29 protein-coding genes are annotated in these 26,040 nt (G+C 72.9%); 13 read left to right on the top strand and 16 right to left on the bottom strand.

Going from position 1 to position 26,040, the window contains the following annotated elements; translation table 11 throughout:
- Positions 1 to 65 precede the first annotated feature (65 nt).
- The 6 genes from BIV03_RS14465 to BIV03_RS14490 all read right to left on the bottom strand — a co-directional run bounded on the left by BIV03_RS14465 (position 66) and on the right by BIV03_RS14490 (position 7,728).
- Entirely contained in the window at positions 66 to 737 is a 672-nt protein-coding gene (locus BIV03_RS14465) for a response regulator transcription factor (protein WP_070416359.1), read from the bottom strand.
- Positions 738 to 851: 114 nt separating this feature from the next.
- Positions 852 to 2,174, bottom strand: coding sequence for a hypothetical protein (locus BIV03_RS14470; RefSeq protein WP_083294960.1), 1,323 nt, complete (start codon positions 2,172 to 2,174; stop codon positions 852 to 854).
- Positions 2,171 to 3,328, bottom strand: a complete 1,158-nt coding sequence (locus BIV03_RS14475; protein WP_071296181.1) for a sensor histidine kinase — start codon at positions 3,326 to 3,328, stop codon at positions 2,171 to 2,173. The genes BIV03_RS14470 and BIV03_RS14475 overlap by 4 nt, the downstream gene beginning before the upstream one ends.
- Positions 3,329 to 3,476: 148 nt before the next feature.
- Positions 3,477 to 4,679: a homoserine O-acetyltransferase gene (locus BIV03_RS14480; RefSeq protein WP_071296182.1), complete on the bottom strand. Its 1,203-nt coding sequence runs from the start codon at positions 4,677 to 4,679 to the stop codon at positions 3,477 to 3,479.
- A gap of 359 nt (positions 4,680 to 5,038) precedes the next feature.
- Positions 5,039 to 6,370, bottom strand: coding sequence for a bifunctional o-acetylhomoserine/o-acetylserine sulfhydrylase (locus BIV03_RS14485; protein ID WP_071296183.1), 1,332 nt, complete (start codon positions 6,368 to 6,370; stop codon positions 5,039 to 5,041).
- Between the two features lie 272 nt (positions 6,371 to 6,642).
- Positions 6,643 to 7,728 (bottom strand): acyltransferase family protein, encoded by a 1,086-nt coding sequence (locus BIV03_RS14490; protein ID WP_071296184.1) that lies wholly within the window; start codon positions 7,726 to 7,728, stop codon positions 6,643 to 6,645.
- An 80-nt stretch (positions 7,729 to 7,808) separates the two neighbouring features.
- Between BIV03_RS14490 and BIV03_RS14495 the strand changes: the two genes are divergently transcribed.
- The 5 genes from BIV03_RS14495 (at position 7,809) to BIV03_RS14515 (ending at position 11,247) form a co-directional block, all read left to right on the top strand.
- Positions 7,809 to 8,585 (top strand): SDR family oxidoreductase, encoded by a 777-nt coding sequence (locus BIV03_RS14495; protein WP_071296185.1) that lies wholly within the window; start codon positions 7,809 to 7,811, stop codon positions 8,583 to 8,585.
- Between the two features lie 111 nt (positions 8,586 to 8,696).
- Entirely contained in the window at positions 8,697 to 9,230 is a 534-nt protein-coding gene (locus BIV03_RS14500; RefSeq protein WP_175473674.1) for a phosphoribosyltransferase, read from the top strand.
- Positions 9,227 to 9,946, top strand: coding sequence for a Type 1 glutamine amidotransferase-like domain-containing protein (locus tag BIV03_RS14505; protein ID WP_071296186.1), 720 nt, complete (start codon positions 9,227 to 9,229; stop codon positions 9,944 to 9,946). Before BIV03_RS14500 ends, BIV03_RS14505 begins: the two co-directional genes overlap by 4 nt.
- Positions 9,947 to 9,950: 4 nt before the next feature.
- The gene (locus BIV03_RS14510; protein WP_071296187.1) at positions 9,951 to 10,634 is read left to right on the top strand and encodes a uracil-DNA glycosylase; all 684 of its coding nucleotides are present in this window, start codon (positions 9,951 to 9,953) and stop codon (positions 10,632 to 10,634) included.
- A gap of 10 nt (positions 10,635 to 10,644) precedes the next feature.
- A complete protein-coding gene (locus BIV03_RS14515) occupies positions 10,645 to 11,247 on the top strand; it encodes a GNAT family N-acetyltransferase (protein ID WP_070416352.1) in 603 nt (200 codons plus the stop codon).
- Positions 11,248 to 11,612: 365 nt separating this feature from the next.
- Here BIV03_RS14515 and BIV03_RS14520 read toward each other — a convergent pair whose 3' ends face one another.
- Entirely contained in the window at positions 11,613 to 12,311 is a 699-nt protein-coding gene (locus BIV03_RS14520; RefSeq protein WP_071296188.1) for a FadR/GntR family transcriptional regulator, read from the bottom strand.
- 206 nt (positions 12,312 to 12,517) lie between these two features.
- Between BIV03_RS14520 and BIV03_RS14525 the strand changes: the two genes are divergently transcribed.
- On the top strand, positions 12,518 to 14,080 hold the full coding sequence (locus tag BIV03_RS14525; protein WP_229085618.1) for a GntP family permease: 1,563 nt from the start codon (positions 12,518 to 12,520) through the stop codon (positions 14,078 to 14,080).
- Positions 14,081 to 14,118: 38 nt separating this feature from the next.
- Positions 14,119 to 14,598, top strand: a complete 480-nt coding sequence (locus BIV03_RS14530; protein WP_083403481.1) for a gluconokinase — start codon at positions 14,119 to 14,121, stop codon at positions 14,596 to 14,598.
- Here the strand turns inward: BIV03_RS14530 and BIV03_RS14535 are convergent.
- The 3 genes from BIV03_RS14535 to BIV03_RS14545 all read right to left on the bottom strand — a co-directional run bounded on the left by BIV03_RS14535 (position 14,570) and on the right by BIV03_RS14545 (position 17,374).
- A complete protein-coding gene (locus BIV03_RS14535; RefSeq protein ID WP_071296190.1) occupies positions 14,570 to 15,301 on the bottom strand; it encodes a 3-keto-5-aminohexanoate cleavage protein in 732 nt (243 codons plus the stop codon). The genes BIV03_RS14530 and BIV03_RS14535 overlap by 29 nt on opposite strands.
- Positions 15,302 to 15,338: 37 nt before the next feature.
- Positions 15,339 to 17,003 (bottom strand): ABC-F family ATP-binding cassette domain-containing protein, encoded by a 1,665-nt coding sequence (locus BIV03_RS14540; RefSeq protein WP_071296191.1) that lies wholly within the window; start codon positions 17,001 to 17,003, stop codon positions 15,339 to 15,341.
- A 65-nt stretch (positions 17,004 to 17,068) separates the two neighbouring features.
- The gene (locus BIV03_RS14545; protein WP_071296192.1) at positions 17,069 to 17,374 is read right to left on the bottom strand and encodes a putative quinol monooxygenase; all 306 of its coding nucleotides are present in this window, start codon (positions 17,372 to 17,374) and stop codon (positions 17,069 to 17,071) included.
- Positions 17,375 to 17,493: 119 nt separating this feature from the next.
- On the opposite strand from BIV03_RS14545, the gene BIV03_RS14550 reads away from it, so the two are divergent.
- Positions 17,494 to 18,054 (top strand): RNA polymerase sigma factor, encoded by a 561-nt coding sequence (locus tag BIV03_RS14550; RefSeq protein ID WP_071296193.1) that lies wholly within the window; start codon positions 17,494 to 17,496, stop codon positions 18,052 to 18,054.
- A complete protein-coding gene (locus BIV03_RS14555; protein WP_071296194.1) occupies positions 18,051 to 18,911 on the top strand; it encodes a hypothetical protein in 861 nt (286 codons plus the stop codon). Before BIV03_RS14550 ends, BIV03_RS14555 begins: the two co-directional genes overlap by 4 nt.
- A 1-nt stretch (position 18,912) precedes the next feature.
- Here the strand turns inward: BIV03_RS14555 and BIV03_RS14560 are convergent, their stop codons facing one another.
- Genes BIV03_RS14560 through BIV03_RS14580 form a run of 5 tightly spaced genes read right to left on the bottom strand, consistent with a single transcriptional unit; the run spans position 18,913 to position 22,693 of the window.
- On the bottom strand, positions 18,913 to 19,782 hold the full coding sequence (locus tag BIV03_RS14560; protein WP_071296195.1) for a biotin-dependent carboxyltransferase family protein: 870 nt from the start codon (positions 19,780 to 19,782) through the stop codon (positions 18,913 to 18,915).
- The gene (locus tag BIV03_RS14565; RefSeq protein ID WP_217637396.1) at positions 19,779 to 20,432 is read right to left on the bottom strand and encodes an allophanate hydrolase subunit 1; all 654 of its coding nucleotides are present in this window, start codon (positions 20,430 to 20,432) and stop codon (positions 19,779 to 19,781) included. The genes BIV03_RS14560 and BIV03_RS14565 overlap by 4 nt, the downstream gene beginning before the upstream one ends.
- Complete coding sequence (pxpA, locus tag BIV03_RS14570; RefSeq protein ID WP_071296196.1) at positions 20,429 to 21,196, bottom strand: LamB/YcsF family protein; 768 nt, start codon at positions 21,194 to 21,196, stop codon at positions 20,429 to 20,431. Before pxpA ends, BIV03_RS14565 begins: the two co-directional genes overlap by 4 nt.
- Before the next feature lie 25 nt (positions 21,197 to 21,221).
- Positions 21,222 to 22,112, bottom strand: coding sequence for a universal stress protein (locus tag BIV03_RS14575; protein WP_071296197.1), 891 nt, complete (start codon positions 22,110 to 22,112; stop codon positions 21,222 to 21,224).
- Complete coding sequence (locus BIV03_RS14580) at positions 22,109 to 22,693, bottom strand: DUF308 domain-containing protein (protein ID WP_139201996.1); 585 nt, start codon at positions 22,691 to 22,693, stop codon at positions 22,109 to 22,111. Before BIV03_RS14580 ends, BIV03_RS14575 begins: the two co-directional genes overlap by 4 nt.
- Before the next feature lie 114 nt (positions 22,694 to 22,807).
- Here BIV03_RS14580 and BIV03_RS14585 point away from each other — a divergent pair, with 114 nt between their 5' ends.
- The 4 genes from BIV03_RS14585 (at position 22,808) to BIV03_RS14600 (ending at position 25,324) form a co-directional block, all read left to right on the top strand.
- Positions 22,808 to 23,164: an HIT family protein gene (locus BIV03_RS14585; protein WP_139201997.1), complete on the top strand. Its 357-nt coding sequence runs from the start codon at positions 22,808 to 22,810 to the stop codon at positions 23,162 to 23,164.
- A gap of 52 nt (positions 23,165 to 23,216) precedes the next feature.
- Positions 23,217 to 23,516 (top strand): hypothetical protein, encoded by a 300-nt coding sequence (locus BIV03_RS14590; protein WP_254790914.1) that lies wholly within the window; start codon positions 23,217 to 23,219, stop codon positions 23,514 to 23,516.
- 2 nt (positions 23,517 to 23,518) lie between these two features.
- Positions 23,519 to 24,541 (top strand): S66 peptidase family protein, encoded by a 1,023-nt coding sequence (locus BIV03_RS14595; RefSeq protein ID WP_071296200.1) that lies wholly within the window; start codon positions 23,519 to 23,521, stop codon positions 24,539 to 24,541.
- 252 nt (positions 24,542 to 24,793) lie between these two features.
- On the top strand, positions 24,794 to 25,324 hold the full coding sequence (locus BIV03_RS14600; protein WP_070416337.1) for a glyoxalase superfamily protein: 531 nt from the start codon (positions 24,794 to 24,796) through the stop codon (positions 25,322 to 25,324).
- 123 nt (positions 25,325 to 25,447) lie between these two features.
- Here the strand turns inward: BIV03_RS14600 and BIV03_RS14605 are convergent, their stop codons facing one another.
- The gene (locus BIV03_RS14605; RefSeq protein ID WP_071296201.1) at positions 25,448 to 26,035 is read right to left on the bottom strand and encodes a hypothetical protein; all 588 of its coding nucleotides are present in this window, start codon (positions 26,033 to 26,035) and stop codon (positions 25,448 to 25,450) included.
- Positions 26,036 to 26,040: the final 5 nt, after the last annotated feature.

The following is a 26,040-nucleotide window of genomic DNA, read 5'->3' on the forward strand; positions in this document are numbered from 1 at the left end:
GACCTCTTCTGCTCACGAAGCGCACGTGGCGCGCGGAACGCGCGGCGCGCGCGGCGCGCGGGGCGCTACAGACCCAGCGGGCTGCCGTCCTGGACGATGATGCCGTCGGTGATCGCGCGCTTCCGCAGCGCCACCTTCGTGCCGACGTCGAAGCCCGCGACGCGGTACTTCTCGCGGATGCGCTTGAGGTAGCTCTTCGCGGTCTCCTCGGAGATGCCGAGCTGGTACGCGACGCTCTTCACCGGCTCGCCGCCGCCGTACAGCGCCATGACGCGACGCTCCTGGGCGCTGAGCTTCGGCACGCCACCGACGTCACCGCTGTTGATCGCCAGGTCGAGCTCGGCGGAGACGTACTGCTCGCCGCGCTGGGCGGAGCGGATGGCCTCGACGATCATCTCGGCGTCCTCGCTCTTCACGAGGTAGCCGAGGGCGCCGGAGGCGAGGGCCTCGCGGACGACGTTCGGCTCCGAGTAGGTGCTCATCACGACGGTCTTCACACCGGCGGTCTTGAGCGTCGAGATCTTCAACGAGACCGGGATCGAGTCCTTGAGGTCGAGGTCGAGCAGCACGACGTCGACCGGGAACGCCGGGCTCGTGAGGAGCTCGGGCCAGGTGGTGACGGCGGCGACGAGCGTGATGTCGTCGGCTGCGTTCCGGATCCACTCGGTGAGCGCGCCGAGGAGCATCCTGTGGTCGTCGACGAGTGCGAGTCGGATCGGTTCCTCTGGAGTCGCCATGGTGGCGTCCTTTCTCGGGGGCGGTCGTGGGCCGATCCTAGGGGGACGGACCACGGGGCACGGGCAGGCTGGTCAGGGTGTCCGGCAGTCGGGCCAGCCGGTTCCGTGCGACGACTACATCGACGGATGTCGGTCGACGACGCAGTGCGCGACGACGTGCAGCACGCCGTCGCGGACGGAGTCCTGGTACGGGCCGATCCGCTGCAGGGCGCTCCACGCGGTCGGGCCGAGTCGACGCCGGGGGACACCGCGCGACTCGAAGACGACCGGGACGTCCATCGTCTCGTCGGTGACGGGGTGCCCGTCCGAGCCGACGGGGCCGAGCGTCACGGAGACGACCGGTGATCCGGCCTGGGTCTGCTTGCCGTCGCCGACCATCTGCCAGAGCGTCTGCAGCAGCCCGTCGCGCTGCGCGGGAGAGAGGTGGCCCGCGAGCGACTGCGGATCGGCGACGCTGACCGAGCGGCCGAGGTTGTCGGACTCCGTGATCGCGTGGTACAGCCAGGTCTCGCGGCGGCCCTCGATGAGGTGCAGGCGCAGCTCGGTGGCGAGCGACGCGGCGACCGAGGCGGACGCGTCCGAGAGCGGGAGGGGGTCGCTGCCGTTGGCGACGGCGTCGAGGAGCTTCTCGGCGGCGAGGTCGAGCCGGGCGAGTTCGTCGGAGGCGAGCATGCCCACGGCGAACTGCGGTGCCTGCACGTTGCTCTGCACGAGGACGCGGTCGAGTTCACGCTGCACGAGCTGGCGGAACCGGTGCACCACGAAGAGCGCGATCGACGGCGGGACGGTCACGAGCGCCACGGTGGACACGATCGCGGGCAGGGTGTCGCTCGTGATCGGCGTCGAGGCGACCGCCATCCCGACGAACGCGAGGCCGAGGACGGCGATGGCGGCGGCGACCTCGCGGGCCGGGCGCAGGGTCGCGACGGGCAGGAGCGCGAACCCGGCGGCGACGGACGCGGACGCCGAGTGGGCGATGTCGTGCTCAGGCCAGATGCCGATGAAGTCGAGCGTCACGACGCAGCCGAGGACGACGCAGATCAACGCGAAGGCGAGCCCGGTCAGTCGTTCGCCGTAGGTGAGCAGGCTGAGCCCGACCCCGACGGCGGCGACGAGGTAGAGCGCCCAGGCCGCCGCGGGCAGCCACGGGTCGGTGAACTCCGTCCAGCGGATGAGGAAGAAGACGATCCCCGCGACGGCTTCGATGCCGGTGAGGACCGCGGCGCCGAGTCCGAGGTAACCGGCGCCGAGCGAGGCGCCGGGCTTGGCGGCCTGCCGCAGCGAGCGCGCGCCGGTGGAGGTGGAGGGGAGGCCGCGCGCCTGCCGACGTTCGCTGCCCCGGTACCGCTCCCGCGCCTCCCGTCGGGTCCGCGGAGCGGGCTGCACGGTCTCGCCGGGGAGGCCGCGGCTGATGGTGTCCTCGGGGACGCGGCTCATCTGGGTGCCTCCAGGACGACGGTCGTGCCGGATCCCGGCGCGGAGAAGAGCTTCGCGTCGCCGCCGACCTCGCGGAGGCGGTTCACCACGCTCTCCTTGAAGCCGAGCCGTTCGGCACTGACGTGGGTGAGGTCGAAGCCGACGCCGGAGTCGGTGACCATCGCGCGGACCATCTCGTTGTCGTGCACGATCGTGACGTGCGCCTCGCCGACGCCGGCGTGCCGGCGGACGTTCTCGAGGCACTCGCCGAGCGCGAGCAGGAAGGCGTCGAGCACGTTCGACGGCAGGAGGACCTGCCCGGTGCCGTGCCAGCTCACCTCGAGGCCCATGCGGCCGAAGCGCTGCTTGACCGACTCGAGGGTCTGGCCGAGCGGGGACTCTTCCTCGCGGGTGAGCGAGTAGTCGCCGGACTGCTGCGGCTGCGGCGTCGCACCGAGACGGAGGTGGCGGAGGAGTCGGGCGTCCTCGGCGGCCTGCTCACGCATCGCCTGCTCGGAGACGCCCACGCCGGAGTGCGCGAGGAGGGTCAGCGTGGCGAGCACGGTGTCGTGCAGGAGCCGCGCACCCTGTCGTCGCTGCGCCTCGGTCTCGCTCGCCTGGCGTTCGGCGCGGTGCGCGGTGCCGATGCTGTAGATCCGGCGGGCGACGCGCGGGATGCTCCGGGAGATCCAGATCGTCACGACGGCGATGAGCACCCACCCGAGCAGCGCGCCGGTGACCGGGGCGGCGAGGACGCTGCCGCTCGCCCAGACGATCGCGACGACGACGGCCGCCCCGGCGACGATGGTCAGCCCGAGTCCCACGGGCTTCCCGCGCTGGGACATGAGCGGTGCCGAGATGCTGCCGGCGGCGAGGGGCACCACCGCGGAGGCGATGATCGGACGCGCTGTCTCGTCGACGCCGAGCAGCAGGAGTGCGAGCGCGCCGAGGCCCGAGGCGAGGATGAGCGCCGTCCACCACACCGAGCCGTTCCACCCGAAGACCAGGAAGCCGGCGATCATGATCGCGATGCAGGCGAGCCCGCCGAGCAGCGGGACGACCGGGACCGCGAGGGCGCAGATCACCGCGACGACCGACACCAGGGCGCAGACGATGCCGACGACACGGGTCGTCGACCGGAGCAAGCGGTCGCGTTCCTGTGCGATGAAGTCCATCGGTGTCCTGGTCGTGGCGGTGTGGCTGAGGGAAAACCGAGCCTGGTTCAGGCTGGGCACCACGCCATCATTCCACGCGCGACACCCGTTGGGGGGTGTTCGGCGCGCCATCCCGTGTCGGATGGTGCCGCGATCGTCATTGCAAGCGTTATGCGTCCAAGAGCCGCCGGAGGTGCGCCCCCACGGCCTCGTGCTCGATCAGGAACCCGTCGTGCCCGAACTCGCTCTCGATCACGGCCGCACGGTCACCGTCGAGGGTGTCCGGCACGCCGGCCGCGATGCGGTGCTGGTCCTCGATCGGGAACAACCGGTCGCTCGACACCCCGACCACGAGCGTGCGGGCCGTGACCTGCGCCAGCGCCGCCGCGATCCCGCCCCGACCGGCTCCGACGTCGTGCGAGTCCATCGCGTGGGTGAGCGTCACGTAGGAGCTCGCGTCGAACCGACGGGTGAACTTGTTGCCGTGGAAGTCGAGGTAGCTCTCGACCGAGAAGCGGCCGTCGTCGCCGAGCGGTGAGACGTCGCTCTGCCACGAGCGGGCGAACCGGCCGTTCAGCTCGTCGGACGCCCGGTAGGTCATCAACGCCATCCGCCGAGCCAGCGCCAGCCCGCGGTGGGGGCCCTCGCCGGCGTCGGCCTCGTAGTAGTCGCCGCCCGCGAACGCCGGGTCCATCTGGATCGCAGCGCGCTGCAGCGAGTTCGCGGCGATCTGGTCGGCGGTGGTCTGCGCCGTGCTCGCCAGCACCGCGAGCCGGGACACCCGTGCAGGGTGGGTGACGGCGAACTCGAGCGCGTGCATGCCGCCCATCGACCCGCCGACGACGGCCGCGAAGACGTCGATGCCGAGCCGGTCGGCCAGCTGCGCCTGCACCGCCACCTGGTCGCGCACGGTGACGAACGGGAAGCGGGATCCCCACTCGAGGCCGTTCGGCGACACCGACGACGGCCCGGTCGTGCCCTGGCAGCCGCCGAGCATGTTCGGCGCGACGACGAACCACCGGTCGGTGTCGATCGCCCGGCCGGGGCCGACGACGTCGCCCCACCAGCCCGCGGTGCGGTGTCCGGGACCGGGTGCTCCGGCGACGTGCGAGTCGCCGGTCAGCGCGTGGAACACCAGGACCGCGTTGTCGCGGTCGGCGTTGAGCGTGCCCCAGGTCTCGTACGCCACGCGCACGGCGGGGATGCGTCCACCCCGCACCCACTGCTCACCGAGGGACGCGAAGTGCCGGGAGCCGGGGTGGTCGCCCGGGCGCCAGGCGCCGGTCACCGGGGGCTTGCCGAGCGTGCCGAGTTCGGTTCCGGGCACGAGGGTGGACGGCACGGAGTCCTCGGGGGTCGTCTGCCAGTCCATCGGGTCCAGTCTGCCGGGAGGCGCGGCGCGGGCCGCCAGTGTTACGTCACGTCCGGCGCGTCGCGGGTCCACTGCGGCGGGTCGCGGGCGGTCGCGGGCGGTCGCGGGGGCTCGCGTGGCGGGTGCGGCTGCGTGCGTGCGGGTGCGGCGGCGTGCGTGCGCATGTTCCGACATCGCACTCGTCGTTCGACGCGTGGATCGTCGCACCATGCACACGCACCGGATGTGTGCGCAACCAACGACGTCCCACGAGTCGATCGACTCGTGGGACGTCGCATGGTGCACACGCATCGAGCGCGAGGGTCCGCGACAGCGCCCGCGCCCCCCGCGACCGCCCCCGCGCCCCGCGCGCGGGGCCGCTACGCGCGCTGGCCCTCCTGCGCGACCGCACGGGCAGCGGCGAGCCCGGCCTCGAGGTCGGCCTTGAGGTCCTCGACGTTCTCGATCCCCACCGACAGCCGCACGAGCCCCGGCGTGACCCCGGTGGTGAGCTGCTGCTCGGGGGTGAGCTGCGAGTGCGTGGTCGACGCCGGGTGGATGACGAGGGAGCGCACGTCGCCGATGTTCGCGAGGTGCGAGAACAGCTGCAGGTTGTCGACGAACGCCTTGCCGGCGGGCACGCCGCCCTTGAGCTCGAACGACAGCACGGCCCCGACGCCCTTCGGTGCGTAGCGGTTCGCCGCGGCGTACCAGGGGGAGGTCGGCAGCCCGGCGTAGGCGACGGTCGCGACGTCCGGGTGCCGGTCGAGCCACTCGGCGATCTCCTGCGCGTTCGACACGTGCCGCTCGATGCGGAGCGACAGCGTCTCGATGCCCTGCAGCAGCGCGAACGCGGTGTCCGCCGAGTTCGACGCACCGAGGTCGCGGAGCAGCTGCACCCGGGCCTTGACGATGTAGGCGAGCTCGTTGCCGACGGCCTCGGCGAAGACCGCGCCGTGGTACGAGGGGTCCGGCGTGTTGAACTCGGGGAACTTGTCCGGGTGCTGCGACCACGCGAACTTCCCGGAGTCGACGATGATCCCGCCGATCACGGTGCCGTGCCCGCCGAGGAACTTCGTCGCCGAGTGCACGACGATGTCGGCACCGTGCTCGAACGGACGGATGAGGTACGGCGTCGCGATCGTGTTGTCGACGATGAGCGGCACGCCGGACTCGTGGGCGACCTCGCTGACGCCGGTGATGTCGAGCACGTTGATCTTCGGGTTGCCGATCGTCTCGGCGAAGAACAGCTTCGTGTTCGGTCGGACCGCGCGGCGCCACTCGTCGAGGTCGTCCTGGTCCTCGACGAACGTGGTCTCGATGCCGAGCTTCGCGAGCGTGTACTTGAACAGGTTGTACGTGCCGCCGTAGATCGACGACGAGGACACGATGTGGTCCCCGGCGCCCGCGATGTTGAGCACCGCGTAGGTCTCCGCCGCCTGGCCGCTCGACACCAGGAGCGCCCCGGAGCCGCCCTCGAGCGCCGCGATCCGCTGCTCCACGACGTCGTTCGTCGGGTTCATGATGCGCGAGTAGATGTTGCCCGGCTTGGCCAGGGCGAAGAGGTCACGGGCCTCGTCGGAGTTCGCGAAGACGTACGAGGTCGTCTTGTAGATCGGCGTCGCGCGGGCCCCCGTGGTCGGGTCGGGCTGTGCGCCGGCGTGGATCTGCGTGGTCTCGAACCGCCACTGGGCGGCGTCGTTCTGGGTCATCTCGTGCTCCTGTCCGGTGGCGGTCGTCGGGTCGTCGGGTCGCCCAGCGCTCGGCCCAGGAGGCGCGGCGCGGCTGTGCGTCGCCCGTCACGGTACGCAGGTGGTCGCGTCGGCACCAGCGCGCCCGCCTCGGGACGTAACGACCGAGGCGGAGGCGAGCCGCGCCTCCTGGCCCGCGCCGCACTGTGCGAGGTTCCGCGCGCCGTGGGACGCTCGTTCCCTCGCACCGTGGGCGGAGGCTCGCACGGTACGGACGCGCGGGCGCAGTCTCACTATTCGCGGCGGAAGAGCCAGCGCACGTTCGGTTCGAGGAGCCAGCGCATCCCCCGGCGGACGAACGGCTGGGCGAGGAACAGGCTCACCGCGCAGGCGATCGCCACCATGAGCAGCACGTACGGCCACGCCGAGTGCTGCCCGGCGAGCACCCCGGACTCGCGGATCGGGTAGAGCACGAACGTGTGCAGCAGGTACACGTACATCGTCGCCGCGCCGAACTGCGTGATCCAGACGTTCCGACGGGGCACGAGCAGCAGGAACGACGCGGTGAGGAGGGTCGCCAGCAGCATCAGCCCGAAGCGGACCGCACCGGCCCACCAGGCGTCCTCGCCGAGGCCCGAGTACGAGTCGTCGTAGAAGAACCAGTGGTGCAGGTCGAACTGCTTGAACTGCGGGATCCAGATCGCACACGCCACCGCCCACGCCACGAACACGGCACCGGCCGCGATGCGCACCCGGACCACGATCCGCCGCGGAGCCTCGTACCAGCGGTCGAAGACGCCCCACTGCTTCACCTGCCAGCCGAGCAGGAAGAACGGCAGGAGGCTGATCGCCCGCGACAGCGAGAGCGTGGAGTCGACGTTGTCGAAGTAGCCGACGCCGATGCTGAACACGACGGCCCAGAACAGCGGCCACCGGAGCTGCGCGAGGTACGGGAGGATCAGCTTGAAGATCCCCAGCGCGAGCAGGAACCAGAGGGTCCAGGTCGGCTGCGTCGGGTTGAACTTCTTCCCGCCCTCGACCAGGGCCTGCACGACGGTCCAGATCGTCTGCATGATGATGTACGGCACGACGATGTCCGTGATCGTCCGGCGCATGCGCTTCGCGGTCGGGGTGTCGGCGGAGGAGAAGTACCCGCTGATGACACCGAACGCCGGCATGTGGAACGCGTAGATGAAGGTGTACAGCGCGAGGGCGTGCTCGCTCGCCGCCGTCTGGCGCTGGATCGCATGGCCGATCACCACGAGCGTGACCGCCAGGAACCGCGCCGTGTCCCACATCGGGATACGGCGCTTCGCACGTCCGGGCTCGAGCTGCGAGGCGGGCGCCGAGGGCGCGGGAGGGGCGGCGTCCGTCGTCATCGCCCGTCACGTTACCCGATCGTGACCTTGCCGGATCGGTACGGTTGGGACATCCCACCCCGTCCCTCTGGAGGAAGCACATGGCATCTCGTCGCGCAGTCGTCACCGGAGCGAGCTCGGGCATCGGAGCGGCGACCGTCCGACTGTTCCGCGCGCACGGGTGGGACGTGCTCGCCGTCGCCCGCCGTGCCTCGAAGCTGGAGGCGCTCGCCGGGTCGACCGGAGCCGACGTCCTCGTGGCGGACATCACGAGCGCCTCCGACGTCGAGGCGCTGGCCGCCCGTGTCGACGAACTCGGGGGAGCGGACGTGCTCGTGAACAACGCCGGCGGTGCCTTCGGGTCCGCGTCGGTCGAGGAGTCGGACGTCGAGGACTGGCGCGCCATGTTCGAGGTGAACGTGATCGGCACGAAGCGGGTCGTCGCGGCGTTGCTCCCGCACCTCCGTCGGCGCGCGGCGGCCGCCGGGAGCGCCGACATCGTCACGGTGACGAGCACGGCCGGGCACGTCGCGTACGAGAACGGCGGCGGGTACAACGCCGCGAAGTTCGCCGAGCACGCCCTCGTGGCCGCGCTCCGGCTCGAGCTGAACGGCGAGCCGATCCGGGTCGTCGAGATCGCACCGGGCCTCGTGAAGACCGACGAGTTCGCCCTGACCCGGTTCCGTGGCGACGCGGAGAAGGCCGCGGCGGTCTACGACGATGTGCCGGAGCCGCTCGTGGCCGAGGACGTCGCCGAGGCGATCGTGCACGCGGTCGAGCTGCCGGCGCACGTGAACCTCGACCTCGTCACGATCCGCCCGGTGGCGCAGTCGGCCCAGCACAAGCTCGCGCGGGGGAAGCTGACCCCGCGGGTGTGATCCCCGCGGGTGCCGCGCACCCGGCCCGCACCCGGCCCGCACCCGTCCCGCACGCGCCCGGGCCGCACGTGCGGGTCGCGGGCGCGGGGTCCGTGCCGGTACCGTTGTCGGATGCCGATCAGCAGCGAATCCGGGTCACCCGCCCAGGCTCCCTCGACCGTGACCGTGACGAGCGGGCCCGAGGTGCTCGGATGGCTCGAGTTCGGTGACGCAGCACGCCTGCTCGCCAAGGACGTCCTGTCCTCCGGCTTCGAACCCGAGGTCGTCGTCGCCGTGGCCCGCGGCGGGCTCATCATCGCCGGCGCGGTCGCCTACGCCCTCGGCACCAAGGAGTGCGGCTCGATCAACGTCGAGTTCTACACCGACGTCGAGCAGCGCCTCGAGGAGCCGGTCATCCTGTCGCCGGCGCTCGACGCCCCGAGCCTCGCCGGCAAGCGCGTCCTCGTCGTCGACGACGTGTCGGACTCCGGCCGGACCCTGCGCCTGGTGGTCGACATCATCCGGAACGCCGGCGCCGACGTCCGCAGCGCCTGCCTCTACTCCAAGCCCGGCACCGTGCTCGAGCCGGACCACGTCTGGCGTCGCGTCGACGGGTGGATCACCTTCCCGTGGAGCGCCCTCGCCCCGGTGACGGCCGAGTCGTGAGCATCCACCTCGTCGGCGGCGGACCCTTCGCCGCCTCGGACGCCGCCGCGCCCTTCGTCGCCGAGGCCACGGTCCGCTCCGCAGCCGTCGGCCGCACGGTCCCGCGCATCGCCCTGCTCTCCGTCGCCGGCGGGTCCGGTGCGAGCCCGTCCAGCACGGCCGACATCGCCGAGGTGCTCGCCGGTCCGCGCACGGCCGAGGTCCTCGTCGCCGAGATCGCTTCAGGCCAGGTGTTCGACACCACGGTCCTGAGCGACGTCGACGCCCTCGTGGTCGGCGGTGGGGTCACGCCGGACTACCTCGACGCCGTCGCCCCGCTCGTCGACCAGATCCGCCTGCTCGTCTCCGACGGCCTGCCCTACCTCGGCTACTCGGCCGGCGCGATGATCGCCGCCGATCGTGCCCTCGTCGGCGGCTGGCGCATCGGTGGCGTCGAGATCTGCCCCGAGGAAGCCTCCGAGGGCCTCGACGAGGTCGAACTCCGCGAGGGGCTCGGCCTGGTGGACCTGACGATCGACGTGCACGCCGTCCAGGCCGGCACGCTCGCCCGGCTCATCGCGAGCGCCGAGGCCGAGTTCGTCACCGCCGGCCTGGCGATCGACGAGGACACCACGCTGGTCGTGGGCGAGGGCGCGCTCGAGGTCCGCGGCACCGGCAGCGTCTGGCGCGTCGTCGCCGGCGAGGACTCGGTCGCCGTCGCCACGATGGGCGCCTAGCCCCGTGCAGGCCCGACCGCTCGCCGACCTCGTCGACCCCGGCTGGGCCGAGGCACTCGCCCCGGTCGAGGACGACGTCCACCGGATGGGCGACTGGCTCCGCGCCGAGACCGGTGCCGGCCGGCAGTACCTCCCGGCCGGCGAGCACGTCCTCCGCGCCTTCGCCGAGCCGTTCGACGACGTGAAGGTCCTCGTCGTCGGACAGGACCCCTACCCGACGCCCGGGCACCCGATCGGCCTGTCGTTCGCGGTCGACCCGCACGTGCGACCCGTCCCGCGCAGCCTGGCGAACATCTACCGCGAGCTCGAGGCCGACCTCGGCGTGACGCCGCCGGCACACGGGGACCTGCGGGCGTGGTCGGCCCAGGGCGTCCTGCTGCTCAACCGCGTCCTCACCGTCGAGGCCGGAGCCGCCGGCAGCCACCGCGGGAAGGGCTGGGAGGCCGTCACCGACCAGGCCGTCCGTGCCCTCGTCGCTCGCGGGAAGCCCCTCGTCGCCGTGCTCTGGGGTGCGCAGGCAGCGTCGGTCCGGCCGCTCCTCGGGGACACCCCGGTCGTCGCGTCCGCCCACCCGAGCCCGCTCAGCGCCTCGCGCGGGTTCTTCGGCAGCCGCCCCTTCTCGCAGGTGAACGAGCTGCTCGTCGCCCAGGGCGCCGAACCGGTCGACTGGACCCTGCCCGCGGCATAGGCTCGGACCCGTGCTCGAGGAGGAATACCAGCGACGGCGGGTCCTGCCGCGACACCTGCGCGCCCCGGTCCCCGCCGAAGCCGCGTTCACCTACACGATCCGGGCTGCCGAGCCCAGTGACCTCCCCGACGTCCGCGAGATCCACACGCACTACGTCCGGAACTCCTCGGTGACCTTCGACCCGTCGGCGTTCACGTTCGCCGCGTGGAAGCGTCGGTACGACGAGATCCGTCGTCGGGGTCTGCCGTTCCTGGTCGCCGAGAACCCCTCCGGGCAGGTGCTCGGCTACGCGCTCGTCGACCCGTGGAACCCCCGCGACCGTTCGAACCGCGTCGTCGAGGACTCGATCTACCTCGGTGCCGCCTCCGGCGGGAAGGGGCTCGGGCGGGCCCTGATGGAGGCGCTGATCGACGAGTGCCGTTCGGCCGGCGTCCGCGAGGTCGTCGCCGTCATCGCCGACCGCCAGGCCGAGGCGTCGATCCGGCTCCACGAGCGGCTCGGCTTCGAGGAGGTCGGCCGCATGGGGAAGGTCGGGTACAAGTACGACCGCTGGCTCGGCACGGTGACGATGCGGCTGCGCCTGCGCGGGCCGCGCCTCTTCGCGCGCGGGTAGCGCGCCCGGCCGACGTCGAGGTCGCACGATCGGCCGCTTCCGGCGTGCGCGCGCGGCGTGTTGCGCGACCTCGGCGGAGAGCGTGCGGCGTGTCCTGCGACCCGGCCACGGTCGGACGGGAGGCGCGGGTCGGCCCCGCACCGCGCCTCCAGTCCGTCCGTCGGTCGCGTCCCGGGCACGCGAGGTCGCGCGACCTGCCGCTCCCGTCGCGCGCACACGGCGCCACCCGGGCACGCGAGGTCGCGCGATCTGCCGCTCCCGTCGCGCGCGTGCGGCGTGTCGTGCGACCTCGGCGAGCCGCACGTGGCGTGTTGCGCGACCCCGGCGACCCCGGCGACCCCGGCGGCCCTCGCCGCGCCCTCGGGTCAGGACGCCGGCGCCTCCGCGATGAACTCGTCCCGCGTCACCCGCACCAGCTCGCGCGCCGCAGCCGACGCGGCCCCGCCGTCGCCCGCGACGAGCGCCAGCCCGACGGCCTCGTGCCGTGCCGCCGCATCGCGGGTCCAGCGTGTGATGGTGTCCCGCGACTCCGAGGTGCGGGTCCGCAGCAGCGCCTCGACGGTCCCGGCGAAGTGTGCGAAGACGGCGTTGCCGGAACCGGTCAGGAGCGCTCGGTGGAAGCGGACGTCGGCCTCGAGGTAGGCGCGGCTGTCCTCCCGACCGCAGGCGTCGATCATGTCGGTCGCGGCGGCGAGGACCGCTGCGGCGCCCGGTGTCCCCGCGGTGAGCGATGCGGCGACGGGCTCGACTCCGAGGCGCAGCTCGAGCAGTTCCCGCTGCTGGGCGAAGTACCAGGGCGAGGCGCCGCGCCACCGGATCACGGTCGGCGCGAGCAGCTCCCACGACACGATGTCGAGCACCAGCGTGCCGACGCGCTGGCGGGGTTCGACGAGCCCGAGCGACTGCAGGACGCGCAGCGCCTCACGGACGACCGACCTCGACACGCCGAACTCCGCCGCGACGGCCTCGGGCCGGACGACGGTGCCCGGGGCGAGCACGCCGTCGACGATCCGCTGCCCGAGCGTCTCGAGCACCTGGGCGTGCAGTCCGCGGCCGGTCGCCATCGTTCCTCCGTGCAGTACGCGGCACGCACGGCGCGTGACACGGTGTCCATCGAATCGGCAGACTGCCCCGGAGGGCGGATGCCGCGCGGTGGATCGTCGTATAGTCTGATTAATCAGATTATTGACGGTCGACGCGCAGCACGCCAGACCGTCCTCGACACGAAGGCGACGGAGCCGCGCGGCAGCGGCTCCAGGAAGGGGCACCGATGCCTCACGCTCTCCCGGCCGATCCGGCCACGGTCCACGCGACCGCGGCCCACGCGGTCACCGTCCTGGCGGCGGAACCAGCCGGTACCGAAGCCGTCGACCCGTCGGGGCCGGTCGCGCAGCTGATCATCGCGGCGATCATCGGCATCGTCGTGATCATCGCCCTCATCACCTGGCTGAAGGTGCACCCGTTCATCGCGCTCACGATCGGGGCGCTCGGCGTCGGGATCGGCGCGGGCCTCGCTCCGGACAAGGCGGTGACGAGCTTCGGCAACGGCTTCGGTGCGACGATGACGAGCGTCGGCATCCTCGTCGGCCTCGGCTCGATGTTCGGCAAGATGCTCGTCGACTCCGGGGCGGCCGACCGCGTGGTCGACACCCTCGTGCGGAGGTCGTCGAAGGCGGCGCTGCCGTGGACGATGGCCCTGATCGGCGCACTCATCGGCCTGCCGATGTTCTTCGAGGTCGGCCTCGTCCTGCTCATCCCGATCATCGTCCTGGTGGCGAAGCGCAGCTCCGTCCCGATCATGAAGATCGCCGTGCCCGCCCTCGTCGGCCTCTCCACGATGCACGCGTTCGTGCCGCCGCACCCCGGCCCACTCGTCGCCATCTCGACGGTCGGTGCGAACCTCGGCACGACGCTCGCGTTCGGCATCGTGCTCGCGATCCCCGTCATCGTCCTCGCCGGTCCGGTCTTCGCCCGCTTCGCGGCGCGCTGGGTCGACATCCCCGCGCCCGACATGTTCGGGTCGCGCGGTTCCGACGCGGGTCCCGTCGGCGACGACCCGGCACACGCGGGTCGGGAGGCGCGGCGCGGCCCCGCCACGCAGGACACCGCATCCCTGCCCCACGGCAAGAGCGACTTCACCCGCGTCATCAGCGAACCGCGCAGCCCGTCCTTCACGGTCGCACTCGTCGGCATCCTGCTGCCCGTCGTCCTGATGCTCGCGCAGGCCATCCGCGAGGCCACCGTCCCGGACGCCTCGGGCTCGTGGGTCAGCCTGCTCGACTTCCTCGGGTCGCCGATGATCGCGATCGGCATCGCCGCGGTCTACGCGATGATCTTCTTCGCCATCGGCGGCGGCATGGACCGTTCCGCCGTGTCGAAGTCCCTCGAGAGCGCCCTGCCGCCGGTCGCGGGCGTCCTGCTGATCGTCGGCGCCGGCGGTGGCTTCAAGCAGGTGCTCATCGACACCGGGATCGGCGGGGTGATCGCCGACGCCGTGAAGGACTCCGGCATCTCGGTACTGCTCGTCGCATGGGTGGTGTCCGCCCTCGTGCGCGTCGCCACCGGGTCGGCCACGGTCGCCACCGTCACGGCCGCGGGCATCATGGCGCCGATCGCGCACGACCTGTCCTCGCCGATGACCTCGCTGCTCGTGCTCGCGATCGGCGCCGGGTCGGTCTTCCTGTCGCACGTGAACGACGCCGGGTTCTGGCTCGTGAAGGGGTACCTCAACACCACGGTGGGGCAGACCTTCAAGACGTGGACGATGCTCGAGTGCCTCATCTCGGTGTTCGGCCTCGCCGGGGTCATGCTCGCGGGGGTGTTCATCCATTGAGCGACGACACCGCACTCGACGCCCGCGTCCTCGTCGTGATGGGGGTTTCCGGATCGGGCAAGTCGACCGTCGCCGCGATGGTCGCCGAGCAGCTCGGGTGGGACTTCGCCGAGGGCGACGCCATGCACCCGCGGGCGAACGTCGACAAGATGCACGCCGGCACCCCGCTGACCGACGAGGACCGCTGGCCCTGGCTCGACGTGATCGCGGCGTGGATCCGGTCGCACCTCGACGGTGGCACCCCCGGCGTGGTGACCTGCTCGGCGCTGAAGCGCTCCTACCGCGACGTCCTCCGGGCACCCGGTGTGGTGTTCGTGCACGTCGCCGGCGACGGGTCCCTCATCGAGGACCGGATGTCGAAGCGCTCCGGGCACTTCATGCCGACCTCGCTCCTGCAGTCCCAGCTCGCCACCCTCGAGCCGCCGCAGGACGACGAGGCCCACATCACCGTCGCGGCGGACCGGACCCCGCAGGAGGAGAGCGCCGAGGTCATCGAGCGGCTGGCGCTCCGCCGCTGACCATCGCGGCCGCGGCGGCGGCGAGCTGACGGTTCGACGTCGCCGCGGTCCCGTCCTCGAGCACGGAGGTGTCCTCGAGGCCGGTGCGGATCGCGTGCCCGCGGGCGAGGGCACGTCGGCTGATCTGCCATGATGCAGCGCCGATGCCGTGGTGGAGCTGGGGGAGCGTGACACCGGCGGCGTCGAGCATCGACTCCAGCTCGGCGTCGAGCGCGAGGGCGTCGTCGACGTCCTCCACGAGGGGCTCGACGACCACCCGGACGAACCGATCGTGGCGACCGGCCCGGACGAACCGATCCGCGTCGGAGCCACTGAGCAGGCACGCCTCGATGCCGACGCCGCGCCGCGCGAGCACCTCGCTGACGTCGTCGATGCCCGCTTCGCCCTGGTTCGCCGCGACGAGGTCGGGCAGTTCGGTCCACGACGACACGAGGTCGAGGCGTTCGCGCGGGTCCGGCACGATCGCCGCGAACGTCGTGACGTTGACCGGGATGCCCGGACACGCCGCCCGCACCGCGCGCAGCATCCTGCCGACCGGACCGGCGGCGAGCGACTCGTCCCCGTCGTCGTCGAACGCGTGCAGGTGCAGCAGGGTGGCGCCGGCGGCGACGCAGGCCGCGGCGTCCCGGGCGATCTCGTCGGCGGTCCGGGGCATCGCCGGGTGGGTGGTGTCCCCGTTCAGCGCGAGTTGCAGGTCGACCATGGTCCGAGCCTACGGATCACGGTGGAGGCCGGGCGCGTCAGGCCTCGGTGACGCGGCCGGCCTCGACGCGCCACTGCCGGTCGAGGCGGACGGTCTCGAGCATGCGGCGGTCGTGCGTGACGAGGAGCAGGGTGCCGTCGTACGAGTCGAGGGCCTGTTCGAGCTGCTCGATCGCGGCGAGGTCGAGGTGGTTCGTGGGCTCGTCGAGCACGAGCACGTTCACTCCGCGGGCCTGCAGGAGCGCGAGGCCGGCGCGCGTCCGCTCACCGGGGGAGAGCGCGTTCGCCGGACGGCCGACGTGGTCCGCCTTCAGCCCGAACTTCGCGAGCAGGGTCCGGACGTCGGCCGTCGTGTACTCGGGCACGATCGCCTCGAACGCGTCGGCCAGCGGCTGCTCACCCGTGAAGGCCGCGCGTGCCTGGTCGATCTCGCCGACCGCGACGCTGGAGCCGAGCGACGCCGTGCCCGTCGTCGGCGCCTGCTTGCCGAGCAGCGCCCGGAGGAGCGTGGACTTGCCGGCACCGTTCGGACCCGTGATGCCGATGCGGTCACCGCCGTCGACCTGCAGGGAGACCGGCCCGAGCGTGAAGTCGCCCTGGGTGAACGTCGCGTCGGACAGGGTCGCGACGACCGCCGAGGACCGGGGCGCACTGCCGATCGTGAACTCGAGCTGCCACTCCTTGCGCGGTTCCTCGACCTCGTCCAGCCGGGCGATGCGGGACTCCATCTGCCGGACCTTCTGCGCCTGCTTCTCGCTCGACTCGGAGGCGGCACGGCGGCGGATCTTGTCGTTGTCGGGACTCTTCCGCATCGCGTTCCGGACGCCCTGGCTCGACCACTCGCGCTGGGTCCGGGCACGGGACACGAGGTCGGCCTTGGTGGAGGCGTACTCCTCGTAGGCGTCGCGCTTGTGCTGCCGTGCGATCTCGCGCTCCTCGAGGTAGGAGTCGTACCCGCCGCCGAAGAGCCGGTTGGTGGACTGCGCGAGGTCGAGCTCGAGGACGGCGGTCACCGAGCGCGCCAGGAACTCGCGGTCGTGGCTGACGAGCACGGCACCGCCGCGGAGGCCACGGACGAAGCCCTCCAGCCGGTCGAGGCCGTCCAGGTCGAGGTCGTTCGTCGGTTCGTCGAGCAGCACGATGTCGAACCGCGAGAGCAGCAGTGCGGCGAGCCCGACGCGGGCCACCTGCCCGCCGGACAACGCGGTCATGAGCGACTCCGGCCCGACGCCGTCCTCCTCCGACCCGACGGCCAGGCCGAGGTCGGCGAGCACGACGGGGATGCGGTCGTCGAGGTCGGCCGCACCTGCCGCGAGCCAGCGGTCGAGCGCCGCCGAGTAGGCGTCCGCCGCGGCGTCACCGGCGTCGGGGTCGCCGAGCGCGGCGGCTGCGGCGTCCATCGTCGCGGTGGCCTCGGCGCACCCGGTCCGCCGGGCGATGTACGCGGCGACGGTCTCACCCGCGAGGCGTTCGTGCTCCTGCGGCAGGAAGCCGACGAACGCGTCCGTCGGTGCGAGCGACACGGTGCCGGCCAGCGGCTCGTCCACCCCGGCGAGGAGTCGGAGCAGGGTCGACTTGCCGGCGCCGTTCACCCCCACGACGCCGATGACGTCCCCCGGGGCGACGGTGAGGTCGAGGGAGTCGAAGAGCGTGCGTGCGGCGTACCCGCCGGAGAGTCCCTTGGCGACGAGCGTGGCGGTCATGCCCCAATCGTCCCATCCCCGCGGCGGACCATCGACCGGAGCGGGGTCGGGTCAGCGGTGTCGCGTCAGTCGAGCGTGATCGTCCGACCGAACCGACGGGTGACCGGCGGGGCGGCGACGACGGCGGCGAGGGTGTTCGCCGCGCCCTCCGGCGTGCCGCGCCAGGCGACGTAGGCGTCGTGGGCCTCAGGCGTCGTCCAGCGCTCGACGACGACGACCCGTGACGGGTCGGTGTCGTCGACGAGGACCTCGAGCGACTCGTTGCCGGCGAACGCGCCGGTCTGGGCGAGAGTCTCCCGGATCGCGACCTCGGTGGTCTCGGTGGGGAGGTCGCTCCGGAGCTGGACCTCGAGCAGGACGGTCATCGACATGGTGCACCTTTCGTCGTCGTTGCCGGATGCAACCGCACCCGGCAGCGGGGTGTTCCGGACTCGCCGTCGACCGGTGCGGCGGGGTGGAACCGATCCGGTCGTCCCGGACACTGCAGGGTATGGACAGCGGGGACTGGGCGATGGCGCTCGAGGGTGACGGCGAGGCGTTCGGGCGGGTGTTCGACCGGCACCGCCACCGGGTGCAGCGACACTGCATGCGGCTCGTGCCGGTCGACACGGACGCGGCCGACTCGGTCGCGATCGTGTTCCTCGAGGCCTGGCGGAACCGGGCTCGGGTCCGCCTGGTCGACGGGTCGCTCCTGCCGTGGCTGCTCGTCACGGCCACCAACGTCGCCCGCAACCAGACCCGCGCGGCCCGGCGGTACCGGGCTGCGCTCGACCGGTTGCCGCCACCCGAACACGTCCCCGACCACGCGGACCGGGACGATGACGGGGACGCCGTCCGGGCGCTCCGGCAGCTCGGGCACCGCGACCAGGAGATCATCACGCTGTCGGTCCTCGAGGGCTACAGCGAGCGGGAGATCGCCGCCGCACTCGGCATCGCGCCGGGAACGGTGAAGTCGCGCCTCTCCCGCGCACGGACCCGGCTCGCCGCGGCACTCACCGCGAGCAGGCCCACGACACAGCCGGCCGTCGAACGGAACGGAGCACGATCATGAGCACCTCCACGAACAGGGACACCGACGACCGCGACCGGGCACTGCGGGCATTGCTCGTCGACACGGTCGAGCACACACCTCGGCGGCGTCGACGGTGGCGGGCGGCGACGATCGCGGGAGCGGTGGTGTGCGTCCTCGGTGGCGCCGCCGCCGGTGGTGCGATCACCGCGGCGGCGAGTCCGGACCCGGCCGCCCTCGAGGCGCAGAGCCAGGCCGCGACGGTCGTCGGCGGGTCGGGCGCGACGTACCTGCGGGTCGTCGGCAGCCCGGTCGGGCGGGTCGGGTCGTCGGACGAGACGATCTCGGTCGGACGCGCTCCCGCCCGTGCCGACACGTTCACCTGGGTCGCCACGTGTCGCACCGGGAGCGGCGAGATCACCGAGCGCGGGTCCGGGGTCGACGGGGGCAAGGCGTCGTGCGCCGCCGGGTCGCACGTCACGGGCTCGTACGCGGCGTCGGAGATCGCCGGGCACCGGATCCGGCTCAGCGTGGAGGGGGACCTGGGGTGGACGCTGTCGTACGGCTGGCTGCGCACACCCCCGATGCCCGCGGCGAGCGCGGCGCAGGACCAGGCGACCGAGGACGGCGTCGTCACCCGGAGCGAGTACCTCGCGGCCTTCGACCGACTGCAGGGGTGCATGACCGCACGGGGGGAGTCGCTGGGCCGGATCCCGAGGTCGTCGTTGTTCGTGGCGCCGACGGCCCACGACGCGTACGTGCTCGACTGGTGCAGCGCGTCGGAGTGGTCCGCGGTCGACGTCCTCTGGCAGGACGAGCACCCCGCCCCGGCGTCGGACGACGACTCGTGGGGATGGCAGCCGTACGACCCCGCATCCGATCCGCGCTACGCCGGTTGAGTCAGTCGAGCACGCGGAAGCGGACCGCGTCGCCCGGTCGGAGCTGGGCGGCGCGGTCGCCCGACGCGGGGGTGAGCACCGCGACGACGGGGTAGCCGCCCGTGACGGGGTGGTCGGCGAGGAACAGGACGGGGTGGCCCGCCGGCGGGATCTGCAGCGACCCGGTCTCGACGCCCTCGCTCGGCAGCTCGCGGGTCACGGCGCGGACGAGTGGCCGGGCAGCGGTGGTCTGCACACCGACCCGGTCGCTGTCGGGGGTGACGTGGTGGACCTGGCCGGCCAGGACCGTTCGCCACTCCGGGGTGAACCAGTCGTCGCGGGGTCCGGCGGTGACGTCGAGCACGGCCGACCAGCGTGGCGGTGCGACGGCGTCGACGAGCGGCCAGGCATCCGCGGCGTCCCCGATCGGCAGGACGTCCCCGACCGTGACGGGAGGCGGACCGAGGCGCGCGAGGGAGTCCCACGAGCGGCTGCCGAGCACGGGTTCGACGGCGAGGCCTCCGCGGACCGCGAGGTACGTGCGCAGTCCCGCGGTGGCAGTACCCACCCGGAGCACGTCGCCCGGTGCGAGCGTGACGACCTCGAAGCAGGCCGCGCCGCGGACCCGGCCGTCCGCGGACTCGACCGTCACCGGGCAGGGTGCGCCGGTCAGGGACGCGACCACGTGCGCGTCCGAGCGGAGCGTGACGGAGCCGAGCAGCGCCTCCAGGACCGCCGCGTCGGGACGGTTGCCGACCAGCCGGTTGGCGAGTGCTGCTGCCCCGCGGTCGGCGGCACCCGCGGCGCCGAGGCCCGTGTCGCTGAACCCGGGCCGGCCGAGGTCCTGCGTCGACGTGCCGGGGCCGACCTGCAGGACGGTGAGGGTGCTCATGCTCGGCCGGCGTCGACGAACCGGATCCGGGTGCCGGCCGGCGCGAGCGCGGGCGGGTCGCGGTCGAGCGACCACATCGCCACGTCGGTGCGGCCGATGAGCTGCCAGCCGCCGGGCGACGCGCGCGGGTAGACGGCGCTGAACTCGCCGGCGAGCGCGACGCTGCCGGCGGGCACGGACATGCGGGCGCTGGTGCGTCGGGGCAGGTCGAGCGACGGGACGGAGCCGGTGAGGTAGCTGAAGCCGGGTGCGAAGCCGCAGAACGCGCTCGTCCAGGTCTGGCCGGTGTGCCAGGCGACGAGCTGGGCGGCTGTCGTGCCGACCAGTGCGGCGACGGTGTCGAGGTCCTCGCCGTCGTAGGTGACGGGGATTGTGGTCACCTCGCCGACGTCGGCTCCGGTGGGCACGACGGGTTCGACGGCCTGGAGGCGCGGTGCGAGCCGCGTGGGATCGGTGCGTTCCGGGTCGAAGCGGACGAGCAGCGTGCGGGCTCCGGACACGAGTTCGGTCACGCCCGGCACGGGTTCGGCCTCGAGTCCGGCGCGGAACGCGGTGACCTCGGCGAGCGTCCCGAAGGTCACGAGCACCGCGCGGGTACCCGCGCGACGCACGTCGAGGGCGGGTCCGCCCTGCTCGGCCGGCGCGGTCACGGTGTGGGGGCGAACGGGGTGGTCGCGACCCCGTGCCGGTCGAGGAGCGCACGGATCGCCCGGGCCATCGCGACGGCGTCGGGGGAGTCTCCGTGCACGCACACCGAGTCCGCCCGGACCGGGACGACCGAGCCGTCCACCGCGGTCACGGTGCCGTCGGTGACCATCCGGAGGACCCGGTCGGCGACCGCTGTCGGGTCGTGCAGGACGGCGCCCGGACGGCTGCGCGGGACGAGGGCCCCGTCGGGTTCGTACGCCCGGTCGGCGAAGACCTCGGACACGGCGCGGAGCCCGTGGGCGGTCGCTGCGCGGAGGAGCTCCGAGTCCGGCAGCGCGAGGACCGCGAGGGACGGGTCCACGTCGGCCGCGGCGCGGGCGACGACCTCGGCCTGGACCGGATCGGCGCAGGCGGTGTTGTACAGGGCGCCGTGGGGCTTCACGTACGTCACCGCGGTGCCGGCGACCCGGGCCGTGGCGAGCAGGGCGCCGAGCTGGTGGACGACGTCGGCGTAGAGCGTCTCGGGTGTGACCTCGACCGCGCGACGACCGAACCCGACGAGGTCGCGGTAGGCGACGTGCGCCCCGACCGCGACGCCCCGCTCGGCGGCGAGGCGGCAGGTGTCGAGCATGATCGCGGGGTCGCCGGCGTGGAACCCGCAGGCGACGTTCGCCGACGAGACCACGTCGAGCATCGCCCGGTCGTCGCCCATCGTCCAGGCGCCGAAGCCCTCGCCGAGGTCGCTGTTGAGGTCGATCGTCGTCACGCTGTCAACCTACCGGCGGGGTCCGTCACGAACGGTGGACCACCACCGGGCAGGACGCGTGCTGTGCGCACTCCTGGGTGACCGAGCCGACGAGCAGCCCGCGGAACCCACCGAGGCCACGACTGCCGAGCACGAGGAGTGCGGCGTCGCGGCTCGCGTCGAGCAGGGCCTCGGCGGGGCGGCCCTCGACGAGGTCGGACGTGACGTCGACGTCGTCGTCGATGAGGTCCTCGGCGGCGTCGAGCGCGGGGGAGGCGGTCGAGAGGGCGTCCTGCTCGGGGGACCAGTGGTCGAACGGGGGTTCGTCGCGGTTGAGGGCCTCCGGCCACTGCCACGTCGTGATCGTCCGGACGGGGAGCCCGAGGCCGCGGGCCAGGGTGATCGCGAACCGCAGGGCGCGCCCGGACTCGGGGGAGCCGTCAATGCCCACCACGACGGCCCCGCCGGCACCGGACGCACCGCTGTCGTCCGTCCCGGTCGCCGCTCGCCCCCGGTCCACGAGCACGGGGCACGGCGCGTGCTGGATGCAGGCAGCACTCACCGAGCCGAGCAGCAGCCCCCGGAACCCACCACGTCCGCGGCTGCCGACGACGAGCAGCCCGGCGTCGGACGCGGCGTCGAGGAGCACCTCCGGCGTACCGCCCTCCGCCGAGCGGGTCGTGACCTCGACGGGGAGCGGGCCGTGTCGCTCGACGAGGTCGACGGCCTGCTGCCGGATCTCCTCGGCGTCGTGCAGGGGGGACCAGCTGTTCGCGACCGGCAGGGTGCTCCAGGTGATCGGCCACCGCCAGGACGTCACGACCTCGACCGGGCTGCCGAGTCGTGCGGCGAGGCCGAGGCTGCGCTCGAGCGCGGCGTCGGCCGGCTCCGATCCGTCGTACCCGACGACGATGCGTCCGATGGCTGCTGTGCTCATGTGCCCGTGCTCCCTGTGTTCCCGGTGTTCCGTGTGTTCTCGGTGATCCTCGTGTCGGGGGTCTTCCCCCACGTGGTGGCGATGACGAGCTGGACGATGCCGGAGACGATGAGGACGCCGCCGACCACCGCGACGACGAACACCGCGCCGAGTGCCGGCAGCGTGATGAGGACGAGTCCGCTCACGAAGCTCAGTGCGGCCGCGACGACCGTGAGCGCTCGGTGGCCGGTGTCCGGCGCGTAGAGCAGGGTGATGCCCTCGAGCAGCCACGCGAACCCGATGGCGAAGGCCAGCCACCGAGCGCCGACGGGCGGGTGCACGATGGCGAAGACCCCCGCGACGACGACGAGCACGCCGACGACGACCAGCGCAACGCGTCGCCAGACCGGCGCCCCGCCCGGGACGGCGCGCACGAGGAGCGTGCCCCCGGCGACGACCAGGTAGATGCCGAACACCCAGACCACGGCGACGAGCGTCGCGTGCGGGAGCAGCAAGGCCGCGATCCCCGCTGCGAGCGCGACGGCGCCGAGGACGGCGACGGCCGTCCGCAGCCGTCGGTGCGGAGCACGGTTCCCTGACATGATGTCCACAGCGTCCACCGACCTTCCCTGCAAGGTGCTTCCTGGCCTACACCCCTCGACGGTGTGCCGGTCCGGGAACCGGCGACCGCGATCCGTCCCGGTACGGTCGAGGGCATGACCGACGACCACGACTGCGACTTCTGCGCCGCCCTCGCGGACGACTCCTTCGAGGTCGTCGTCCGCGGCGACCTCGCCGCGCTCGACACCCGCGAGGTCACCGAGCTCGCCCTCGTCGCCCAGCGCGCCGACCGTGCACTGCGCCAGGTGCTCGGCGCGGCCGTCGAGGGGACGAACCTGGTGATGTCGAACGGCTCCGTGGCCGACCAGGGCGTCCCCCACGCACACCTGCACGTCATCCCGCGCGCCTCCGGGGACGGGTACGAGTTCCGTGAGGACACGAGCCGGTACCCGGTGGCGCCGCTCGACCCCGCCGACCGCGCGGCGATCGCGGCGCACATGCGCGACGGCTGAGTCCGGACCGACCGGCAGGCTGTCGCGCGCGGCGGCCCCGTATCCTGCGACGGTGGAAACGACACAGCCGTCCGGCACGACCAAGCGTCGCGTGGAACTCGAGATCACCCGCCCGATGCTCACCTGGTTCGCCCGACCGACCGTGACGATCGACGGCGTCGGCCACCCGGCGCAGTGGGGGACCGGCACGTGGGCGGTCCCGGACGACGGCGGCACCCGCATCGGCGTCTACCTCTACAACCGCGTGTGGCGCTTCGGCGCAGCCACCAGGACCGTGACCGCGACCGACGTGTCGCTCTTGTACCGCGCCGGACCGCTGCCGGTCGGCGCCGGTCGGATGGCCCCCGCCTGAGCATGGCGGGCATCACCTACCCGAGGCCCCTGGTCGCCGGCGGGCGCGTCGAGGTCCCCGCACCGTCGATGGGCGTCCCCGAGCACCTGCACGGCCGACTGCAGGACGGCGTGGACGCCCTGACGGCACGCGGACTCAGCGTGCACGTGCGGCCGCACGCCACCACCCCGGGGCTCGTCCCGGCCAGCGTCACCGAACGCGTCGCCGACCTGCACGACGCGTTCCGGAGCGCCGACGTCGTCCTCCCGCCGTGGGGCGGTGAGCTCGCGATCGAACTCGTCCACTCGGTCGACTGGCACGCCCTCGCCGCCTCGCGCGCCTGGTTCGCCGGCTGGTCGGACATCTCGACCCTGCTCCTCCCGCTCACGACGATGACGGGCCTGGCGACCCTGCACGGTGCGAACCTGATGGACGAGCCGTACGAGCTCCCCACCGAGTTCGCCCGGTGGACCGAGGTCGCAGCGCTCCCAGCCGCCGGCACGGTCGAGCAGCGCAGTGCCCCGCGTCGTCGCAGCCGCCCGTGGGGCGCCTGGGCCGACGAGGTCCTCGACCGCGACAGCGCCTACGACACCCCGACCCGCTGGCGCGCCCTCGACGGCGCGTCCCAGGTCGCGATCCGCGGACGCCTCATCGGCGGGTGCCTCGAGACCGTGTCACTGCTCGCCGGAACCCCCTACGGCGACGTCCCCGGCTTCGCCCGGCGGGACGCGCCGGAGGGCACGATCGTGTACCTCGAGGTCGCGGAGTCGAACGCGGTCACCGCGTTGCGGATGCTCACGTCGCTGCGGCTCGCCGGCTGGTTCGACGACGCGAACGGCGTCCTCATCGGGCGCACCGAGGGAGCGGCGGTGCCCCAGCTGGACCAGGACGAGGCCGTCCGGCACGCACTCGGCGACCTCGGCATCCCCGTGGTGCTCGACTTCGACACCGGCCACCAGCCGCCGCAGATGCCGCTGGTGAACGGCGCGCTCGCCGACGTCGTAGTCGACGGACCGGTCGGCAGCATCACCCAGCGGTTGGTCTGAGGGACGGGAGGCACGGTACGGGCCCGACCCGCGCCTCCCGTCCGTCGGTGCGCACGCCGACCGGACGACCGGAGCGCCGTGCGCTCCGCGACCCTCGACCGGTAGCGCGCCCGGAGGTAGGCTGACGTCGGCTCCGGTGGCCAGCCCCTGCATCCGGTGAACACCGACGAACGATCCTCTTCCGGTCGATCTCGATCCTTCCGCGATCCCTGGCAACGCAGGAACCAGGCCCCATCGCGCGATTGGAACATCGTGATCACGATCGAAGAAGCCAAGCGACTCGCCCGCGAGCTCAGCACCGGTACTGACATCCCGCACTCGAAGGTGCTCGAAGCAGCCGCCCACGCAGCAGGCCTCCGTGACTGGAACACCCTGGCCGCGTTGCACCACCGGCAGGACCCGGAGAAGCGCAGCGCGCCGAGGGTCATCCCGGTGTTGCGGGTGTTCGACCACGCGGTCGCCCGAGCCTTCTACTGCGACTACCTCGGGTTCGAGTGGGAATGGCAACACCGGTTCGAACCTGACCTCCCCGTGTACGCGCAGGTGTCGCTCGACGGCAAGGTGCTGCACCTGACCGAGCACCACGGTGACGCCACACCGGGAGGGGCCGTCATGCTCGTCGTGGACGACGTCGCCGCCTACCGGGACGTCCTGCTCGCGCAGCGGCACCCGCGGTCCCGGCCCGGCCTCGACTCCAACGATTGGGGACGGACGATGCTCGTCATCGACCCGTTCGGCAACCGGCTCCAGTTCTGGGAACCGAACGCGTCGTCGCGGAGCTGAGCTGGACCAGGACGAGGCCGTGCTCGACGGACCGGTCGGCAGCATCGCCCAGCGGCTGGTCTGACGGACGTGAGGCGCGGTGCGGGCCCGACCCGCGCCTCCCGTCCGACGGTGCCCACGTCCTCACCGCGGGCGCGGCTCGAGTGTCACCCACTCCTCGTCGCGGACGTAGCCGAGGGCGGCGTTCGCCGCCGTGATCGCGGTGTTCTCCGCGGAACCGCCGGTGCGGAACCGGGTCGTGCCCGCGTCCGCCAAGGCGAGCACCGACGCAGCCTTGACCGCCTGTCCGAGCCCGCGGCCGCGCAGGCCGGGGTGCACGACCGTGAAGTGGGTCTCCGCGTGGGGCCCGCCCGTGTCGACGAACGTCATCGCGACGAGTTCGCCGGCCGGCGTGACCGTGCCGAACGCGGGCCTCGACGTCGTCGGGGTCGCTGCCCCGCGGTCGAGCGGTTCGTGCTGGGTCGCGACGCCGCCGGGGTAGTCGTGGGCCGTCAGCGCGTCGAGCCGCAGGACCGCGTCGACGTCGTCGGGACCGAGCGGCCGCGTCGCACCGATGTCGGCGGTGCGGTCCACGAGCGCCTGCAGCCGCCGCCGGTCGATCCGGTCGGCGTCGAGCTGCGCGCCGAACGACCGAGCGGTGACGCTCCAGCCCTGCGCTTCGAGTTCCGCGACCTCGGGCGCGTCCGCTGGCAACACTCTCGTTTCCCCCACGGCTC

It is taken from the genome of Curtobacterium sp. MCBA15_016 (genome assembly GCF_001865105.1).
GTDB lineage: Bacteria > Actinomycetota > Actinomycetes > Actinomycetales > Microbacteriaceae > Curtobacterium.

Coding starts and splice junctions, on each gene's coding strand:
- BIV03_RS14495 (WP_071296185.1), top strand. CDS start 7,809: ATGGCATCTCGTCGCGCAGTCGTCACCGGAGCGAGCTCGGGCATCGGA.
- BIV03_RS14540 (WP_071296191.1), bottom strand. CDS start 17,003: ATGACCGCCACGCTCGTCGCCAAGGGACTCTCCGGCGGGTACGCCGCA.
- BIV03_RS14530 (WP_083403481.1), top strand. CDS start 14,119: ATGGGGGTTTCCGGATCGGGCAAGTCGACCGTCGCCGCGATGGTCGCC.
- BIV03_RS14525 (WP_229085618.1), top strand. CDS start 12,518: ATGCCTCACGCTCTCCCGGCCGATCCGGCCACGGTCCACGCGACCGCG.
- BIV03_RS14535 (WP_071296190.1), bottom strand. CDS start 15,301: ATGGTCGACCTGCAACTCGCGCTGAACGGGGACACCACCCACCCGGCG.
- BIV03_RS14585 (WP_139201997.1), top strand. CDS start 22,808: ATGACCGACGACCACGACTGCGACTTCTGCGCCGCCCTCGCGGACGAC.
- BIV03_RS14500 (WP_175473674.1), top strand. CDS start 8,697: ATGCCGATCAGCAGCGAATCCGGGTCACCCGCCCAGGCTCCCTCGACC.
- BIV03_RS14575 (WP_071296197.1), bottom strand. CDS start 22,112: ATGAGCACAGCAGCCATCGGACGCATCGTCGTCGGGTACGACGGATCG.
- BIV03_RS14485 (WP_071296183.1), bottom strand. CDS start 6,370: ATGACCCAGAACGACGCCGCCCAGTGGCGGTTCGAGACCACGCAGATC.
- BIV03_RS14465 (WP_070416359.1), bottom strand. CDS start 737: ATGGCGACTCCAGAGGAACCGATCCGACTCGCACTCGTCGACGACCAC.
- BIV03_RS14550 (WP_071296193.1), top strand. CDS start 17,494: ATGGACAGCGGGGACTGGGCGATGGCGCTCGAGGGTGACGGCGAGGCG.
- BIV03_RS14545 (WP_071296192.1), bottom strand. CDS start 17,374: ATGTCGATGACCGTCCTGCTCGAGGTCCAGCTCCGGAGCGACCTCCCC.
- BIV03_RS14520 (WP_071296188.1), bottom strand. CDS start 12,311: ATGGCGACCGGCCGCGGACTGCACGCCCAGGTGCTCGAGACGCTCGGG.
- BIV03_RS14480 (WP_071296182.1), bottom strand. CDS start 4,679: ATGGACTGGCAGACGACCCCCGAGGACTCCGTGCCGTCCACCCTCGTG.
- BIV03_RS14560 (WP_071296195.1), bottom strand. CDS start 19,782: ATGAGCACCCTCACCGTCCTGCAGGTCGGCCCCGGCACGTCGACGCAG.
- BIV03_RS14475 (WP_071296181.1), bottom strand. CDS start 3,328: ATGGACTTCATCGCACAGGAACGCGACCGCTTGCTCCGGTCGACGACC.
- BIV03_RS14470 (WP_083294960.1), bottom strand. CDS start 2,174: ATGAGCCGCGTCCCCGAGGACACCATCAGCCGCGGCCTCCCCGGCGAG.
- BIV03_RS14555 (WP_071296194.1), top strand. CDS start 18,051: ATGAGCACCTCCACGAACAGGGACACCGACGACCGCGACCGGGCACTG.
- BIV03_RS14595 (WP_071296200.1), top strand. CDS start 23,519: ATGGCGGGCATCACCTACCCGAGGCCCCTGGTCGCCGGCGGGCGCGTC.
- BIV03_RS14490 (WP_071296184.1), bottom strand. CDS start 7,728: ATGACGACGGACGCCGCCCCTCCCGCGCCCTCGGCGCCCGCCTCGCAG.
- BIV03_RS14580 (WP_139201996.1), bottom strand. CDS start 22,693: ATGTCAGGGAACCGTGCTCCGCACCGACGGCTGCGGACGGCCGTCGCC.